At 63.6% G+C, this 15854-nt stretch carries 18 protein-coding genes; 1 reads left to right on the top strand and 17 read right to left on the bottom strand.

Features of this window, described 5'->3' with window-relative positions; translation table 11 throughout:
- Position 1: 1 nt before the first annotated feature.
- From fliF to CGZ66_RS12720, 17 genes are all read right to left on the bottom strand, one after another.
- Complete coding sequence (gene fliF, locus CGZ66_RS12800; RefSeq protein ID WP_095084517.1) at positions 2-1648, bottom strand: flagellar basal-body MS-ring/collar protein FliF; 1647 nt, start codon at positions 1646-1648, stop codon at positions 2-4.
- 135 nt (positions 1649-1783) lie between these two features.
- Complete coding sequence (locus tag CGZ66_RS12795; RefSeq protein WP_095084516.1) at positions 1784-2851, bottom strand: flagellin N-terminal helical domain-containing protein; 1068 nt, start codon at positions 2849-2851, stop codon at positions 1784-1786.
- Positions 2852-3130: 279 nt separating this feature from the next.
- Entirely contained in the window at positions 3131-4132 is a 1002-nt protein-coding gene (locus CGZ66_RS12790; protein WP_095084515.1) for a flagellin N-terminal helical domain-containing protein, read from the bottom strand.
- Positions 4133-4365: 233 nt separating this feature from the next.
- Positions 4366-5097 carry a flagellar type III secretion system pore protein FliP gene (fliP, locus tag CGZ66_RS12785; RefSeq protein WP_095084514.1) on the bottom strand — a complete coding sequence of 244 codons (732 nt, stop codon included), beginning with the start codon at positions 5095-5097 and terminating at the stop codon, positions 4366-4368.
- The gene (locus tag CGZ66_RS12780; RefSeq protein WP_095084513.1) at positions 5094-5588 is read right to left on the bottom strand and encodes a flagellar basal body-associated FliL family protein; all 495 of its coding nucleotides are present in this window, start codon (positions 5586-5588) and stop codon (positions 5094-5096) included. Before CGZ66_RS12780 ends, fliP begins: the two co-directional genes overlap by 4 nt.
- A gap of 19 nt (positions 5589-5607) precedes the next feature.
- A complete protein-coding gene (flgH, locus tag CGZ66_RS12775; protein ID WP_095084512.1) occupies positions 5608-6315 on the bottom strand; it encodes a flagellar basal body L-ring protein FlgH in 708 nt (235 codons plus the stop codon).
- Positions 6312-6896, bottom strand: a complete 585-nt coding sequence (locus CGZ66_RS12770; protein ID WP_167392097.1) for a MotE family protein — start codon at positions 6894-6896, stop codon at positions 6312-6314. Before CGZ66_RS12770 ends, flgH begins: the two co-directional genes overlap by 4 nt.
- Positions 6897-6899: 3 nt before the next feature.
- A complete protein-coding gene (locus CGZ66_RS12765) occupies positions 6900-8141 on the bottom strand; it encodes a flagellar basal body P-ring protein FlgI (protein WP_095084511.1) in 1242 nt (413 codons plus the stop codon).
- Positions 8138-8662 carry a flagellar basal body P-ring formation chaperone FlgA gene (flgA, locus tag CGZ66_RS12760; RefSeq protein WP_245331088.1) on the bottom strand — a complete coding sequence of 175 codons (525 nt, stop codon included), beginning with the start codon at positions 8660-8662 and terminating at the stop codon, positions 8138-8140. Before flgA ends, CGZ66_RS12765 begins: the two co-directional genes overlap by 4 nt.
- A gap of 5 nt (positions 8663-8667) precedes the next feature.
- Entirely contained in the window at positions 8668-9456 is a 789-nt protein-coding gene (flgG, locus tag CGZ66_RS12755; protein ID WP_095084509.1) for a flagellar basal-body rod protein FlgG, read from the bottom strand.
- An 11-nt stretch (positions 9457-9467) separates the two neighbouring features.
- Positions 9468-9794: a flagellar hook-basal body complex protein FliE gene (gene fliE, locus CGZ66_RS12750; protein ID WP_095084508.1), complete on the bottom strand. Its 327-nt coding sequence runs from the start codon at positions 9792-9794 to the stop codon at positions 9468-9470.
- Positions 9794-10210: a flagellar basal body rod protein FlgC gene (gene flgC, locus CGZ66_RS12745; RefSeq protein ID WP_095084507.1), complete on the bottom strand. Its 417-nt coding sequence runs from the start codon at positions 10208-10210 to the stop codon at positions 9794-9796. The genes fliE and flgC overlap by 1 nt, the downstream gene beginning before the upstream one ends.
- A 2-nt stretch (positions 10211-10212) precedes the next feature.
- Positions 10213-10593, bottom strand: coding sequence for a flagellar basal body rod protein FlgB (gene flgB, locus CGZ66_RS12740; RefSeq protein ID WP_095084506.1), 381 nt, complete (start codon positions 10591-10593; stop codon positions 10213-10215).
- A gap of 83 nt (positions 10594-10676) precedes the next feature.
- Entirely contained in the window at positions 10677-11546 is an 870-nt protein-coding gene (locus tag CGZ66_RS12735) for a hypothetical protein (protein WP_167392096.1), read from the bottom strand.
- Positions 11527-12945: a flagellar protein export ATPase FliI gene (gene fliI / locus CGZ66_RS12730; RefSeq protein ID WP_095084505.1), complete on the bottom strand. Its 1419-nt coding sequence runs from the start codon at positions 12943-12945 to the stop codon at positions 11527-11529. Before fliI ends, CGZ66_RS12735 begins: the two co-directional genes overlap by 20 nt.
- A 3-nt stretch (positions 12946-12948) precedes the next feature.
- Positions 12949-13671, bottom strand: coding sequence for a flagellar basal-body rod protein FlgF (flgF, locus tag CGZ66_RS12725; RefSeq protein ID WP_095084504.1), 723 nt, complete (start codon positions 13669-13671; stop codon positions 12949-12951).
- A gap of 7 nt (positions 13672-13678) precedes the next feature.
- Entirely contained in the window at positions 13679-14800 is a 1122-nt protein-coding gene (locus tag CGZ66_RS12720) for a DUF1217 domain-containing protein (protein ID WP_095084503.1), read from the bottom strand.
- A gap of 147 nt (positions 14801-14947) precedes the next feature.
- Between CGZ66_RS12720 and motA the strand changes: the two genes are divergently transcribed.
- Positions 14948-15823, top strand: coding sequence for a flagellar motor stator protein MotA (motA, locus tag CGZ66_RS12715; RefSeq protein ID WP_095084502.1), 876 nt, complete (start codon positions 14948-14950; stop codon positions 15821-15823).
- Positions 15824-15854 lie beyond the last annotated feature (31 nt).

Here is a 15854-nt window from a genome sequence, read left to right as displayed (position 1 = left end):
TTTAGGCCGCGACTTCCTGAGCGGCCCATTTGCGCAGGATCTGCGCGGTGCGCTCCTCGTTGAGGTCGACCATTCGGGCAAGCCGCTCCTGCGGCGCCGGCCTGATCTTCTGGCGAAGATCGTCGAGCGGTGTCGGACCGGGGCGCGCACCGGGTAAGGCGCCGACGCCAGCGCTTTCGGTGTTTGCACTTGCTTCGGGTGTCGGTAGCGAGCGCTGGACGTCTTCGTAGCTGGGGCCTGCCAGGGCCGGCGTCGCCTTTGCCGTCAGCGCCGCCGCCATCGGCCGCAGGCCGAAGAAGGCGACCAGGAACACCACGACGATGAAGGCGCCGGCGTTGATCAGCGTGCCGGCATGCTGGCCGATAGAATCGAGCATCCCAGCCTGCGGGATCGCCTCGCCGTCCAGCCCGTCGATGAACTCGACCGCCGAGACGTCGATGACGTCGCCGCGCTTGTCGTCGAAGCCGGTGGCCGAGGTCACCATCTTCTGGATCTCGGCGACGCGCTTGGCAATCTGCTCCGGCGTGGCGTCCTTGCCGAGGATGGTCACCAGGCGTTGCTGGTTGACGACGACGGCGATCGACATCTTGGTGACGGTGTAGCCGTTGGAGACGGTGGCGATCTTCTTCGAGTTGATCTCGTAGTTGGTGATCTCTTCCTTGCGGTCGTTCTGCGAGGAGGATTGCGGACCGTCGGTGGCGGTTGCCTGGGTCTCGGGCAGGTTCTGCTCGACACTGGCTAGGGTCGAGGCCTGCTTCTGGTTGTTGTTTTCGTTGGCGCGCACCGACTGCACCGAGCGCTCGACGCGCGAATTCGGATCGAAAATGGTTTCTTCCGTCTGGCGGGTGTCGGTGTTGACCTCGGCCTTGACGCTGGCGCGGAAGTTGTCAGGGCCGAGATAGGCCGTCAGCGCACGGCGGATGTTGTCGCCGATCTGCGCCTCGACGGTCTGCTCGACGCCGAGCGTACGGGCGGCGCTGGTGTTGGAAGGATCATCGCCAGCGGCCAGCAGATTGCCGCTGGAATCGAGCACGGTCACCTTGTCGGCCGACAGGCCGGGGACAGCGGCGGCGACGAGATGGCGGATCGACATGGCGCTCTTCTCGGCGTCGATGCCGGCGTAGCGGATGACCACCGATGCCGAAGGCTGCTGTTCGTCGCGGCGGAAATTGGCGCGTTCGGACATGACGATGTGGACGCGCGCCGCCTTGATGCCTGAAATCGACTGGATGGTGCGGGCGATCTCGCCTTCCAGCGCGCGCACGCGGGTGATCTGCTGCATGAAGGAGGTGAGGCCGAGCGAGCCGACATTGTCGAACAGTTCGTAGCCGGCATTGGCGCTGGTCGGCAGGCCCTTTTCGGCAAGCAGCATGCGCGCCTGCGCGGTGGTGCCGGCCGGCACCAGCACCGAGGTTCCGTCGGCGCCGACATCGAAGCCGATGCCGGCTTCGCCCAGCACGAGGCCGATCTGGTTCACGTCGGCGCGGTCGAGACCGACATAGAGCGTGTCGTAGGCGGGACGGTTGAGATAGACCGAGGCGATGCCGATGACGCCCATCACCAGAACGGCGATGCCAGCCAGCATGGCAAGGCGCTTCACGCCAAAGCCGCGAAGATTCGAGATGATGCTCTGGATCTGTTCCGGCACGGTTCGACGACTCCCAGCATGACTGTCCGCCGGAACAGTAGTCTTCGAAGCTTGTGCGAAAATGAAATCGGGCCGCGCTTGCGGCGCGGCCCGTTAATCGGAGTGCGAAAAGGAGGGCGCCGGTGACGCCCGCGACTAGTTCTTGAACAGCGACAGGATGCTCTGCGAAGCGCTGTTGGCGATCGACAGCGACTGGATGCCGAGCTGCTGCTGAACCTGCAGCGCCTGGAGCCGCGTCGATTCTTTGTTCATGTCGGCATCGACGAGCTGGCCGACACCACGGTCGATGGAATCCATCAGGCTCTGGGTGAAGGTCTTCTGCAGGTCGATGCTGCTCTTGGCCGAACCGAGGATGGTTGCGGAATCGGTCAACTGCGCCATGACCTTGTCGATCCTGGTCACCATCTGGGTGATGATGTCGTCGGTTACGCCGGCCGCGGTGATGTCGAGGTTGTAGGCGGAGATGTTGTCGACCTTGGGGACGACCGCTCCCGCCGCTGCCTGGCCAGCGGTGTTTGCCGCGATGTCCGTTGCTCCGCCAGCGAGCGCGGTCGCATAGGCGTTGTCATACAGGGTCTGGGCGGCTCCCGTGGCATAAATCGAAGTCTGGCGATCGAGGGTGCCGCGGTTCTTGACCTCGGTGGCAAGGCCGTAGTCGAAAAGCTTGGTGCCCTCGACATCGATGTCGATCGTTCCGATCGAGACGGCGCCCGACGAGGAGCGATTGAACGAGGACACGATCTGGGAGTCGGCCTGGACGCCGTCATTGGGGGCGGCAGTCTGCTTGGAGGTCACCGCAAGGAAATTCGAGCCGGAGAAGGTCGCCGCATCGGCAAAGGACTTCATCTGCGCCTGAAGCGCATTGATCTCGGTCTGGGTTTTTGCCTTGGCGGCATCCGTCTGGCCGACGGTCGAAAGCAGCTTGGTCTTGATCTGGCCGATCGTGGTCAGCACATTGTTCATGCCGGTGTAGGCGGTGTCGACTTTCGAGGCGCCGAGGCCGAGCGCATCCTGCACCGTCGACAGGGCCGAGTTGTCCGAGCGCATCGTGGTGGCGATCGACCAGTAGGCGGCGTTGTCCGAGGCCTGCGAGACCCGATAGCCCGTCGAGATGCGAGCCTGCGTCTGTTCGAGCGACTTGTTGGTGGCGCTGAGGCTTTGAAGTGCGGTTAACGCCGCAGCGTTTGTCATGATGCTCGCCAAGAAAGTCGCTCCTTTTCAAAAACCGACATGCTCAGACATGCCGGACAGGCCTGTTCAACGGGTGGCATCGTGCCGGTCGGACCGATTCGCCAACGGTCGTAAGCTGTTGGTTAACCATAACTAGCGCGGCATGGTTAACAGCCTGTTAAAAGCTGGCCTTTGAGAGTTAAGGAACGAGCATTGTGCGAGGCTTGCAAAGGCAAGTCGAGCAAACGCAAATCGGGCCGCGCTTTTGGCGCGGCCCGATTTTTAGTGCGAACTGTGATCAGGCGAAGGCGATTAGCCGCGGAAGAGCGACAGGATCGACTGCGACGAACCGTTGGCGATCGACAGCGCCTGGACGCCGAGCTGCTGCTGGACCTGCAGGGCCTGCAGACGGGTCGATTCCTTGTTCATGTCGGCATCGACGAGCTGGCCGACACCGCGATCGATGGAGTCCATCAGGTCGGAGGTGAAGGTCTTCTGCAGGTCGATACTGCTCTTGGCGGCGCCGAGCGTGGTGGCGGCGTTGGTCATGTCGGCGAGCGCGGAGTCGATGACGGTCATCATCTGCTTGATCTGATCGTCGCCCGCGGCTTTGCCCGTTGCGGTGTCGAAGATCTTCAGGCTGGCGGCTGAGTAGGTGTCGGTGGCCGTTGCGGCGGCGCCCAGGGTCACGGCAACGGCCGTGAGGGTGGCCACACCGGTGGAGCCCGTGCGCTGCGAGTCCAGGATACCCTTGTTGAGTGTCGCGGTGGTGCCAGCTTCATAGAGCTTGATGTTTTCCACCTTGACGTCGATCGTCGAGATCGAAGACGCACCGGCGGCGTCACGGTTGAAGGCCGAAAGGATCTTCACATCGGCCGCTGTCGTGGCTGTTGCGCCGCTGTCTACGGACAGCATGTTGGTGCCTGAGAAGGTGGCGCCGGTGGCAAAGGACTTCATCTGGTCCTGAAGGGCGGCGATTTCGACCTGGGTCTTTTCCTTCGAGGCGTCCGTCTGGCCGTAGGATGCCAGCAGCTTGGCCTTGATCTGGTTGATGGTGGAGATCGCGCTGTTCATGCCGGTGTAGGCGGTGTCGACCTTCGAAGCGCCGAGGCCGAGTGCGTCCGAAACGGTGGACATTGCCTGGTTGTCGGAGCGCATCGTGGTGGCGATCGACCAATAGGCGGCGTTGTCCGAGGCCTGCGAAACGCGGTAACCGGTCGAGATGCGGGCCTGGGTGTCCTGGAGGGATTTGCTGGTGGCGTTAAGGCTCTGCAGAGCCGTCAACGCGGCGGAGTTCGTCATGATGCTGGACATGGTACTCGTACCTTGATTTTACAGGTGTTTTTTTGACATACCGGGCCTCCCGGTATGACGGTGCGGCATCATGCCAATGATCTTCGAAATCGATCACCCGCCATCTGCGAGCGAATATGCGGGCAAGTCCCTACCAAAGGGCTAAACCGGACGGTTAATCGAAAATATATTGCTTGAATTCTGCGCTGGGGAACCGCGATAGCGACCAGCCGCCAGGGATCAGCTGCCAGCGCTCAGTTGAAGGAGCGCACAAGGCTGCCGACAAGCAGATTCCAGCCGTCGATCAGGACGAAGAACAGGATCTTGAACGGCAGCGACACCACCGTCGGCGGCAGCATCATCATGCCCATCGCCATGGTGATGGTGGCGACGATCAGGTCGATGACCAGGAATGGCAGCACGATCAGGAAGCCAATCTCGAAGCCGCGTCGGATTTCCGAGATCATGAAGGCGGGCACCAGGATGCGCAGGTCGACGGTGTCGCGCGAAACAGTTTGGCCGCGCTCGCGGGCGAGATCGGCGAAGAGGTCGAAATCCTTGTCGCGCACATTGCGCAGCATGAAGGTACGGAATGGATCCGAAATCTTGTCGAAGGCTACGGTCTGGGTGATCTGGTTGTCCATCAGCGGCTTGACGCCGGTGTTCCAGGCCTGGTCGAAGGTCGGCGCCATGACATAGAAGGTCATGAACAGCGACAGTGAAATGAGAATGAGGTTGGCGGGCGTCGACTGCAGGCCGATGCCGGCGCGCAGGATCGAGAAGGCGATGACGAAACGGGTGAAGCTCGTCACCATGATCAGCAAGCCCGGTGCCACCGACAGCACCGTCAGCAAGCCGAACATCTGGATGATGTAGCCGACGGTGGTGCCATCGGCCTTGCCGATGCCACCGAGATCGAGTTGCTGCGCCGCCGCGACGGAGGTGGCGGCGGCGATCATCGCCGTGGCGAGAAGGAACTTTCTCATTCGAGCAGCAATGTCCTGATAAGAATCTGCTTGGCGTGACCCTGGCTTCGGATCGAGGCGCGTTCCTCGAGATCGGCCTTCAGGTGCTGGTAACCGCTGGCACCCTCGATCTGATGCATCTTCAAGGTGCGCACCAGGGCCAGAAGGTCCTGGTGGATGTCATCCGACATGGATTGGGGCTGCGGCCCGTCATAGACGACGGACGCTTCCATTCTGATCCAGGTATCGGCGGGCGAGGCGATGTTGGTGGTGATCGGCGCCAGCACGACGAGCGTCGGCCCCATGCCTGGCTCACCGGCTGCGGCGGGCTCCGCGGTCTTGCCTTCGTTCTCGGGCGCGACCGGCACCGACGCCGGTGCCCCGACGCCCTTGAGATAGCCGCCGGACACCCAGCCCATGCCGATGGCGGCCGCCGTCACAACCAGCAGCATGACGGCCTGGATGGCAAAGGAGGGACCCTTGCGCGGCTGGACCTGTTCGACGTTTGCCACGGTGCCGTGTTCCCCAATCCTAGAACGGAAGGACCTGGTCGAGAATCTGCTGGCCGTAGGCAGGTTGCTGGACCTCGGTGATGCGGCCGCGCCCGCCGTAGGAGATGCGCGCTTCGGCGATGCGTTCGTAGGGAATGGTGTTCTCGGCGCCGATATCGGCCGGCCGCACGATACCGGCGAGGGTCAACACCCTGAGCTCGGCATTGACGCGCACTTCCTGCGATCCCGTGATCATCAAATTGCCGTTCGGCAGGACATCGGTGACGATGGCCGCGACATTGAGTTCAAGCGTTTCCGAGCGCTTGATCTCGCCGTCGGCCGTCGTGTCCGTGGTGGAGGTGAGAGCGCCGGCGCCCTTGCCGGCGGTGCTCCACTTGTCCCACTGCGCGCTGAGGTCGTAGCCGAGCTTGCGGTTGGCGGTGCGGCTCCTGTCGTTCTGGTTCTTGAAGTTGGCCCTGTCGTTGATCTTGATCTTGACGGTCAGGATGTCGCCCTGCGACAGCGCCCGCGGGTCGGTGAACAGCCGGCTCTGGCGGTCATCCCACAAGGAGAATTTCTTGACCGGCGTGGGCGGCGTTTGCGGATAGCGATAGAGGGACGAGGTGTTGCCGCCGTCGATGCCGGAGCCGACCGGGGACAAAGCCGGCTCCTTGCCGACCTCCTTCAGGTTGGTCCCGCAACCGGACAGCCCGGCGACCGCGCACACGACGAGCAACTTGCGGATCATGACGGATCTACCCTTCGGGCTGCGCTGGCCATGATGCCGGTGAGCGTTGCCGCCGCCTTCTGGTCCATTTCGTTGAGGATGACGCTCGCCTTGCGTGAATCGAGCTTCATCAATATGGCCGCCGCCAGGTCGGCGTTGACGATGGCCAGTCGCTCGGCGGCGGCGTCGGGCTTCATGCCGGCATAGATCTGGACGACGCCGTCTTCGGCCCGGGCCAGGAAAACCTCGCGCCGCTTCAACCAGGTCTCGTATTCGGCCCGCTTCTCCTCCAGCGCCTTCATGCGCTGGTCGATACCGGCCTGCAGCTGCTTCATCTCTTCCGCCTGCAAGGCATAGCGGCGGTCGCGGGCGGCGTCGGCGATGTTGGAGCAGAAGCGCTCGATCTCACTTTGATCCGGCGCCTTCTGTCGCGTCAATTGCTGCGGTGGCTCGGCCGCAGGCGCGCCCGGCAGGACCTGGCGAACCGTTTCTTCGCCGCGCGCCGTGCTGGCGACTAAGGACATTGCGACAACACTGGCCGCGAACAGGATTGCGGCGGCGCGGCGTCTTTCTTGGCGTGAGAGGGAGCGCGTCATCGGCATCGCCTATTGCAGAACCAGGTCGGCCTGCAGGGCGCCGGCCGACTTGATGCCCTGCAGAATGGCAATGATTCCGTCCGGCTTGACGCCGAGACGGTTGAGGCCGGAAACGAGCGTTTCGAGATCGGGTCCGTCAAGCACGGCGACGCGGGCATCGGGCCGGCTGGCGTCGATCGCGGTGAACGGCTCGACGGCCGTCTCGCCCCTGGAGAAAGGCTCGGGCTGGACGATGCGCGGCGCTTCGGTGATGCGCACGGTGAGCGTACCGTGGCTGATGGCGACCCGCGAGATCTTGACGTCGTTGCCGATGACGATGGTGCCGGTGCGCTCGTCGATGACGACGCGGGCCGGCGTGTCGGATTCGACCACCAGGTTTTCGATCTCGGCATAGAAGCGGGCCGCCGAAACACCCTTCGGCCTCCTGATCTGCACGGTGCGGGAATCGCGCTCGGCCGCAACCCGCGCGCCGAAGCGCTGGCTGGTGTAGTCGTTGATGGCGTCGGCGATGCGAATGGCGGTCGAGAAGTCGGGGTTGCGCAATTGCAGGGTCAGCGTCGCCTGATCGTCGAACTCGGCCTGGACCGCGCGCTCGACGATGGCGCCGTTCGGCACACGGCCGGAAGTCGGCACGCCTTGCGTCAGCTGCTCGGCCTGTCCCTTGGCGGTGAAGCCGGAAACGATGACCGAGCCCTGGCCGACGGCATAGATCTCGCCGTCAGCCGCCTTCAAAGGCGTCATGATCAGCGTGCCGCCGGCGAGCGAGGTGGCATCGCCCATCGAGGAGACGTCGATGTCGATGCGGGCGCCGGACTGCACGTAGGGCGGCATGTTGGCGGTGACGATGACGGCGGCGACATTCTTGGCGCGTGCGCTGCCGCCTTCGGTGGCGATGCCGAGATTTTCGAGCATGGCGCGGATCGATTGTTCGGTGAACGGAGAGTTGCGCAGGCTGTCGCCCGACCCGGCAAGCCCGATGACCAGGCCGTAACCGACCAGCTGGTTGTCGCGCGAACTCTGCAGCTGGGCGATGTCCTTGATGCGCGAGGCGACCTGGCCCGGCGGCAGCGAACTCGGCCCCGACGAAACCCGGAACATGCGGCTGGTGGTGGCCGGATTGTATTCGGGATCGTCGTAGACGCCGCCATTCTTGGCGGCGAGCTCGCGCTTGGCCTTGGGCGTCAGGCCGTCGGCCAGCGCCGGCTGCAGGCCGAGCACGGCTGCCAGGATCAGAGCAAGTCCGCGCATCATGAAGCGCTGACCTGGATGGTCCCATCCGCCATCACCGTGCCGGACAGGATCTTGCCGCTGTCGACGTTGCGGACCTTGACAAGGTCGCCGGCGGAACCCGGCTGCAACGTCACCGCGGTGGCCGAGATCGTCAGTCCGCCGGCGATGAAGAAGACCTGCACGGACGCACCCTGTTCGACCAGCCAGGCCTCACGGACGGCGGCGGAGGGAATGTAGCGGCCGGGCAGAAGCGTGCGCTTGGCGACCTTGCCGTCGAGTTCCTCGGCCCGGGTGGCGACCGCGTCCGGCTTGTGCTTGCCGGCGATCAGGGTCACGCGCTTGAGCGCGCCAAGCTCGATGGTCTCGCCGGGATAGATAACCCGGTTGGGAATCAATACGACCTCGCCGGCAGGTTGGTTGCTGGCGATCTGAGTGGCCGATTGATCTGCCGATTCCTGGGCGAAAGCCGGCATGCAGCCGGCCACCAGCGCAAGGACAAGCGCGGTGCGGCGGAATGCGGAGCAGGAGATCGGCATGGCCATCATCCCTACCTGATGTTCTTGGAAACGACCGAGGCCATGTCGTCGGCGGCCTGGATGACCTTGGAGTTCATTTCATAGGCGCGCTGCGCCGAGATCAGCTCGGTGATTTCCTTGACCGGGTCGACGTTGGAGGCCTCGAGATAGCCCTGCTGGATGGTGGCAAAGCCGGGATCGCCCGGCACGCCGACATTCGCCGGCCCGGAAGCCGTGGTTTCCTGGAATAGGTTGTCGCCGAGCGGGGCGAGCCCCGCTTCGTTGGCGAAATTGGCGATCTGGATCTGGCCGAGGTTCTGCAGGTCAGCCTGGCCATCGATGCGGGCGAAGACCTGGCCGGTCTTGTTGACGATAACCTCGACGGCGTCGGTGGGAACCGTGATTGCCGGAATGACACTGGCGCCGTCCACCGTCACCAGCTGTCCGGTGGCGTTGGTGTTGAGGGCGCCGGCGCGGCTGTAGAGCGTGCCGCCGTCGGCGCCTTCGATCTGGAACCAGCCCCTGCCGGTCAGCGCCAGGTCGAAACTGTTGCCGGTGCTGGTCAGTTCGCCCTGGGTGTGGACGTTGCGCACGGCCGTCGTCTTGACGCCGAGGCCGATCGAGACGCCCTCCGGCACCAGCGAGGTATTGGAGCGGTTGGGCACGCCCTGCGTGCGGTCGACCTGGTACAGCAGGTCGGAGAATTCGGCGCGTGCGCGCTTGTAGCCGGTGGTGTTGATGTTGGCGATGTTGTTGGCGATGACTTCCAGGTTTGTCTGCTGGGCATTCATGCCGGTGGCGGCGATGGCGAGTGCTTTCATGGCGGAGTTCCTCAGATGCCCATTCGACTGACTTCGAGATAGGCGGAAACCACCTTGTCGCGGATGGCGACGGCGGTCTGAAGCGCCTGCTGCGCGCTCATCACGGCGTCGACCACCTGACGGGTGTCGGCGTCGCCCTTGAGCGCCTGCACCGATACCTGCTCGGCATTCGCCATCGTGCTGACGGTCTTGGAGGCCGCCTGGCTCAGCGCCTCGGCGAAGGAGGTGCCGATATTGCCGCCGGCCGAGGGGGTCGCGCCGCCCTGGAGCAGGCTTGTCACCGCGTCATCGCCACCGACCGAGGACTTGAACTGAAGGGCTCCGATGCCGCTGATCATTACTGGTTCCTCATCAGGTCTATGGTCATGGAAATCAGGTCGCGCGCCTGCTTGACGACTTGGAGATTGGCTTCGTAGGAACGGTTGGCCTCGGTCATGTCGGCCATTTCGATCAGCACGTTGACGTTGGGCATCTTGACATAGCCCTTGTCGTCGGCGGCCTCGTTGCCGGGTTGGAACTCGACGGGAAAGTCGCTTGGATCGCGATCGATCGAGTTCACTTCGACCGTCGAGCTGCCGGAGGTCCGGTCGAGCTCGGAGACGAAGCTGATGGTCTTGCGGCGATAGGGATCGGACCCTGGCGTCGTGCCGGTCGACTGGGCGTTGGCCAGGTTTTCGGAAACCACGCGCAAGCGCTCCGATTGGGCGCCGAGGCCGGATGCTGCGACTTTGAGGGCTGAGATCAGCGCGTCCATGGTCAGCTCTTCACCGCCATCATCATCATCGAATGGAACGCCTTGACGATCGCCGTGTTGAGCTCGAAGGAGCGGCGCACTTCGCCGGCCTTCATCAGCTGATCTTCCAGCACGACCGAGTTCTTGGACGGCATCACAACGCCGTCATCTTCCTGCGGCTTGACGGTGAAGCCGGCATTGGTCGCGGCGTTGCCGAGATGGCCGGCCTGCGTGGCCTGCAGCGACACCGCGGTGCGGTCGAGCACCTTTTCGAACGGCTCGACATCGTTTGCCGTGTAGCCCGGCGTGTTGGCGTTGGCGATGTTGCCGGCAATAGCGGACTGGCGCACGGCAAGCCATTGCGCTTGCTTGGCGGCGAGATCGAAAAGGGAAACGGGCTCCATGGGAATCTCCGGGCGGGTTCCCGAAGACTAGGCCGCCAGTCTTGCGCGGACCTTGCGGATGGCCGGACGCCCGAGACGGGGCGTTACCTGGAGAGTTCGATCACCTGGTCGGTGCTGGTGACCATGACCCATTTGCCGTTGCGCTGCTCGATGGAAGACACCTGGCTGGAGTCGGGCAATATCGAGCCCCGCTGGACGATCCATAGTCCGGCATCGTCCTCGATCATGGCGCGGCCGTTGGCGACATGAACCATACGGAATTTCGCGGCGTCGGCCGGGAAGGGTTGCTCATCGGGCGCCGGCGCGGGATTGGCGTCATCCTGCACCGTTCCCGTGGCAAACAGATCGAGATTGGCCGCCGGAACGTCCTTTACCGTCAGCGGCGCGCTGCGTTCGGCGACCACGCCGCCGCCCGCCCGTCCCGAATTGGTGCCGGTGCCGCCGAACTTGATCGCCTGGACGCCAAACTGTTCCTGGTTGAAGAAGATGTACCAGGGAAACAGGGCGCAGATCAGCCCTAGTGTGAGGCCGAGCGCGGCAACGACGAAATCGCTGCGGCGGTCGGACTGTTTTTTCAGCCTTGGAAACTGTGCCTTTGGCGGCTGTGGCCATTCGGTGCGGGAGAACAGGCCGTCGATCAGCGACTCGCGGCTGGCTTGGGTCATCTCGCCAGCCTCCGCCTGGGGATCCCTGGGCAGGGCGAGCTCAGCAGCCTTGGACCGAACAGGCTCGGCTTTGGCAGCCCTGGGCAGAATTGGCTTGGCAGCCCTGGGCAGGATTGGCTTGGCAGCCCTGGCTAGAACAGCCTCGGCTTTCGCAGCTATGGCGCGGGCAGCCTTTGCCTTGGCAAATCTGGCTTCGTCAGCCCTGGCTTGTTCCGCAGCGTTGGCCTCCGCGATCATCTCGCGCAGGATACGCTCGGTGTACTGGCGTTCAGTCTCCTGCATCGGCATTCAGCTTACCCTTGAGGTGACGGGCGAGATCGGAGAACGGTTCGGCGGACGGACGATCCTTGGGCGATTGCGTCAGCGCCTCGTAGATCAGCGGCACCTGGCGCACGGCAATGTCGAGCTCGGCGTCGACGCCGCCCTGATAGGCGCCCAGCAAACGGATGTCGCGCGTGTCCTCGAAGCGGGCGATCATCGATTTCAGCCTTGTCACCAGCGCGCGCTGTTCGGCGCTCCAGGCCTTGCCGGCAAGACGCGATATGGACGACAACGGATTGACCGGCGGATAGCGGCCCTGTTCGGCGATCGCACGGTCGAGCACGACATGGCCGTCAAGGATGCCGCGCACAGAGTCGGCGACCGGGTCGTTGTGGTCGTCGCCGTCGACCAGGACGGAAATGATGGCGGTGATCGATCCCTTGCCTTCAACCCCGGGGCCTTCGGCGCCCGGCCCGGCGCGCTCGAGCAGCTTTGGCAGTTCGGTGAACACCGAAGCGGGATAGCCGCGGGCGACCGGTGGCTCGCCGGTTCCCGTCGCCACCTCGCGCAAGGCATGGGCGAAGCGGGTGATCGAATCCAGCACCAGAAGCACGCGGTGGCCCTGGTCGCGAAAATGCTCGGCGACGCGCATGGCGGTGTCGGGCGCACGCCGGCGCATCATGGCGCTCTCGTCGCTGGTGGCGACGACGGCGACGGTCTTGGCCATGCTGTCGCCGATCGTATCCTCAAGAAATTCACGGACTTCGCGGCCGCGTTCGCCGATCAGCGCCACGACGACGGTGTCGAAGGCGTCGGCGCCGGCTAGCATGGCGAGCAGCGTCGATTTGCCGACGCCGGAGCCGGCAAAGACACCGAGGCGCTGGCCGAAACAAAGCGGCGTGAAGATGTCGATGACCTTGACGCCGGTCATGAAGGCGGTGCCGACGCGCTGCCGCGCCATGGCGCCGGGCGTGGTCCGGGCGCCGCTCGGCGTGTCGTCACCCCTGACCAGTGACGGGCCGGCATCGATCGCCCTGGTGAGCGCGTCGATGGTGCGGCCGCGCCATGAGGCGTGCGGCGCCACCGCGAGCGGACCGCGGCGGAACACGGCATCCCCGATGCCCGCATCGGAGCTGCGTTCGAAGGGTGCCACGACGACCTCGTCACGGCTGATCTTGACGACCTCGCCACGGCGTGCGCCGGCATGGCCGCGCTGTTCAACAATGTCGCCCAGCCTGGCGAAGTCGGAAAGGCCGCGCACCTTGTAGTGCGTGGACGTCACTTCGACGACGCGGCCGCCGCGCTTGAGCAGCGCTTCGGTGCCGGCAAAACGCCGCCATACCCGTTCCAGCGCGGCAAGCCGGTCTTCGGGAGCCGGCTGGAGCTGTCGTTCGGGTGCGCGCAGGGATGGCTGGTCGAGCGACATGGACTATTTCGAGCCGAGCGTCTTGATCGCCTCGTCGGTGGAGGAGTCGGTCTGCCGCATCAGGGCTGCGGTGTTTTCGAAAGCGCGCTGCACCTGGATCAGCCGGGTGATCTCCAGCACCGGATTGACGTTGGATTCTTCGAGAAAGCCCTGGGCGATGCCGGTATCGGAGCGATCGGTGACCGGCTCCGGCGTGCGCGCCGGAATGATCCCGGAATTGCCGTAGCGGACGAAATTCTCGCCGGGATCGAAATTGTAGAGGCCGATGGAGCCGACAAGCTGATCGTTCTGGCGCAGCGAACCGTCGGCCCCGGCCTTGGGCGGACCGTTGCGGGGGTCGAGCTGGATCGGCGCACCGCCGGCGTCGAGCACCGGGTGGCCCTCGATCGACATGAGTTCGCCATTCTCGTTCATCGAAAAGCGCCCGTCGCGGGTCATGACGGTGCCGACCGGCGTATCGATGGCGAACCAGGCATCGCCCTGGACGGCGAAATCGAACGGATTTCCGGTCTCGGTCAAGGCGCCGTGCGCGCCGGAAAGATAGGTCTTGCCCGAAGACGCGAAGGATACCGACTTCGGCCCGATGCCGGAGACGACATCCTCGAATTTCACGCCGGTGGCGCGAAAGCCGATCGTCGAGGCGTTGGCGACGTTGTCGGCGATCGTGTCGAGGCGACGCTCGAGCGCGATCTGCGAGGAAAGGGCGACGTACAGGCTGTCCCGCATGATGGTCTCAGAACCTCAATTTCTGCATGGCCATCATCAGGTCGGTGGAGATGCCGACCGTGATCGGCTGGGCAAACAGCACGCTGGCCGAGCTGACCGCCGATGAGGTCGGATTGTTTATCTCGTACATGCTGGTGAAGCGAGTCAGGAACTTGCCGAGCTTCTCGGGATCGGTGAAATCCGAGATGTCGAGTTTCTGCTCGAAGAGCTGCGCCTGCTTGTCGATGTTGGCGGTGGCGAAGGAATCGGGCAGCCCGAGCGCGGTGCGCACGACGCTGGCAAGGGCGGTGTCAGCCAGCACGTCGTACCAACTGGTGATGGTCGGCGCCTTGCGGTCGAAATAAAGCGCCAGCCGCACGCCCTGGTTGGTGTTGCCGGCATCCTCTTCGAGCGTTTGGCGCATGTACTTGTCGACGGTCGGCTGCTGCGCCGAAACGATGGTGGTGGCGTTCTCGCCATTGGCTTCGAAATTGAAAGCCGAGGCGAGTGCTGCGTAGGTCTTGTCCGTCATCTTGTTGGCGACGCTGTCGGGGTTGCGGACGCCGCCCTGCAGAACCCGCTTGATGAGATCCTTGTCCTGCGTCGCCGCATCGAGGCCGAATGACGCGAGCGCGTAGGTGTAGAGCCGGTTGTTCGACATCAGATCGTCGATCGACTTCACCTTGGTGATGTTGGCGAGATAATATGTCGTCTCGCCCTTCACATAGTCGGAGTTCGGATCGAGGCCGGCGATTGCCGCCTGCGTGGCGTAGTTTTTGGTCACCATCTGCTGCGTCTTGTTGTAGATGGTCGCATCGGCGCCATTGGCGGCGAAGTTGAAGGCGCTGACGAACTCGGCGTAGCGCTTGTCGGTCAACTTGTTGGCAAAGCTGTTGGGATCGGAGACGCCTTCCTTCAACGCCTTGACCATGAAGGCCTTGGCGTAGTCCATGTTCTCGAGGCCGTAGGCCTTCATGGCATATTTGAACAACCGGTCATTGTTGACGAAATCGTCGATCGATTTCACCTTGGTGATGTTGGCGAGATAATATTTGGTATCGCGGTCGACCACGGGCTGCTGCTCGATCCTGTCGAGCGACTTCGAGATGTCCTTGGTAATGAGCTGGTAGCTGGTAAAGGTATTAAGCAAAGACGTGCCTCCGGCCGAAGCTATGCCGGCACAATATCCCCACTTCCTTGCGCGAAACTGAATCCAATCCAGCGGCTTCGATTCAAGCCTCACACAAGGCACGGGGGCTATCCCTTGCTTCCGATGTGAAATGCGGAAGGACCTGTTGTGGGCATTCTGATTGGACTGGTGGTGACGCTCGGCTGCGTTCTTGGCGGCTTCATGGCCATGGGCGGCCATCTTCATGTGCTGGTCCAGCCGTGGGAAGCCGTGGTCATCTGCGGCGCCGCGTTCGGCACGTTTCTGGTCGCCAATCCGATGAAGACGGTCAAGGATACCGGCAAGGCCATCCTCGAGGCGTTCAAGCAGGCGGTGCCAAAGGAACAGAACTACCTCGAAACGCTCGGCGTGCTGCACAGCTTGATGCGCGAGCTGCGCTCGAAATCGCGCAGCGAGGTCGAGGCGCATATCGACAATCCCGAGGAATCGGCGATCTTCCAGGCCTTTCCGACCGTGCTCAAGAACCACGATTTGATGAATTTCATCTGCGATTACTGCCGCATCATCATCATCGGCAATGCCCGCTCGCACGAGATCGAGGCGCTGATGGACGAGGAAATCCAGACCATCAAGTCCGACAAGATGAAGGCTTATCACGCGATGGTGGCGGTCGGCGACGGCCTGCCCGCGCTCGGCATCGTCGCCGCCGTGCTTGGCGTGGTCAAGGCGATGGGCGCGCTCGACCAGTCGCCGGAAATCCTCGGCGGCCTGATTGGCGCGGCCCTGGTCGGCACCTTCCTCGGCATCTTCCTGTCCTATGCGGTGGTCGGGCCGGTCGCCACCAAGATCAAGACCGTGCGCGAGAAGAACAACCGCCTCTACATCATCGTCAAGCAGACACTGCTGGCCTACATGAACGGCGCATTGCCGCAGGTGGCGATCGAGTTTGGCCGCAAGACCATCTCGTCCTATGAGCGGCCGACGATCGACGCCGTCGAGCAGAGCACGATGAACACCGGCACTGCCGAGAAGAAGGCTGCCTGAGCGATGCGCCAGAGATCGGTCCCAGCATTGT

Origin of the sequence: Mesorhizobium sophorae (genome assembly GCF_002270415.1) — a bacterium.
Classification (GTDB): domain Bacteria; phylum Pseudomonadota; class Alphaproteobacteria; order Rhizobiales; family Rhizobiaceae; genus Mesorhizobium; species Mesorhizobium sophorae.
Note: the sequence above shows the minus strand (reverse complement) of the source record. Positions and strands in the feature narration are given on the sequence as shown.

Bases quoted from the DNA above. Each gene is read 5' to 3' on its own strand.
- flgG (WP_095084509.1), bottom strand. From the start codon at position 9,456: ATGAAAGCACTCGCCATCGCCGCCACCGGCATGAATGCCCAGCAGACA.
- flgC (WP_095084507.1), bottom strand. From the start codon at position 10,210: ATGGACGCGCTGATCTCAGCCCTCAAAGTCGCAGCATCCGGCCTCGGC.
- CGZ66_RS12765 (WP_095084511.1), bottom strand. From the start codon at position 8,141: ATGATGCGCGGACTTGCTCTGATCCTGGCAGCCGTGCTCGGCCTGCAG.
- CGZ66_RS12790 (WP_095084515.1), bottom strand. From the start codon at position 4,132: ATGTCCAGCATCATGACGAACTCCGCCGCGTTGACGGCTCTGCAGAGC.
- CGZ66_RS12770 (WP_167392097.1), bottom strand. From the start codon at position 6,896: ATGCCGATGACGCGCTCCCTCTCACGCCAAGAAAGACGCCGCGCCGCC.
- CGZ66_RS12735 (WP_167392096.1), bottom strand. From the start codon at position 11,546: ATGCCGATGCAGGAGACTGAACGCCAGTACACCGAGCGTATCCTGCGC.
- fliP (WP_095084514.1), bottom strand. From the start codon at position 5,097: ATGAGAAAGTTCCTTCTCGCCACGGCGATGATCGCCGCCGCCACCTCC.
- fliE (WP_095084508.1), bottom strand. From the start codon at position 9,794: ATGATCAGCGGCATCGGAGCCCTTCAGTTCAAGTCCTCGGTCGGTGGC.
- fliI (WP_095084505.1), bottom strand. From the start codon at position 12,945: ATGTCGCTCGACCAGCCATCCCTGCGCGCACCCGAACGACAGCTCCAG.
- flgH (WP_095084512.1), bottom strand. From the start codon at position 6,315: ATGATCCGCAAGTTGCTCGTCGTGTGCGCGGTCGCCGGGCTGTCCGGT.
- flgA (WP_245331088.1), bottom strand. From the start codon at position 8,662: ATGGCCATGCCGATCTCCTGCTCCGCATTCCGCCGCACCGCGCTTGTC.
- flgB (WP_095084506.1), bottom strand. From the start codon at position 10,593: ATGGAGCCCGTTTCCCTTTTCGATCTCGCCGCCAAGCAAGCGCAATGG.
- flgF (WP_095084504.1), bottom strand. From the start codon at position 13,671: ATGCGGGACAGCCTGTACGTCGCCCTTTCCTCGCAGATCGCGCTCGAG.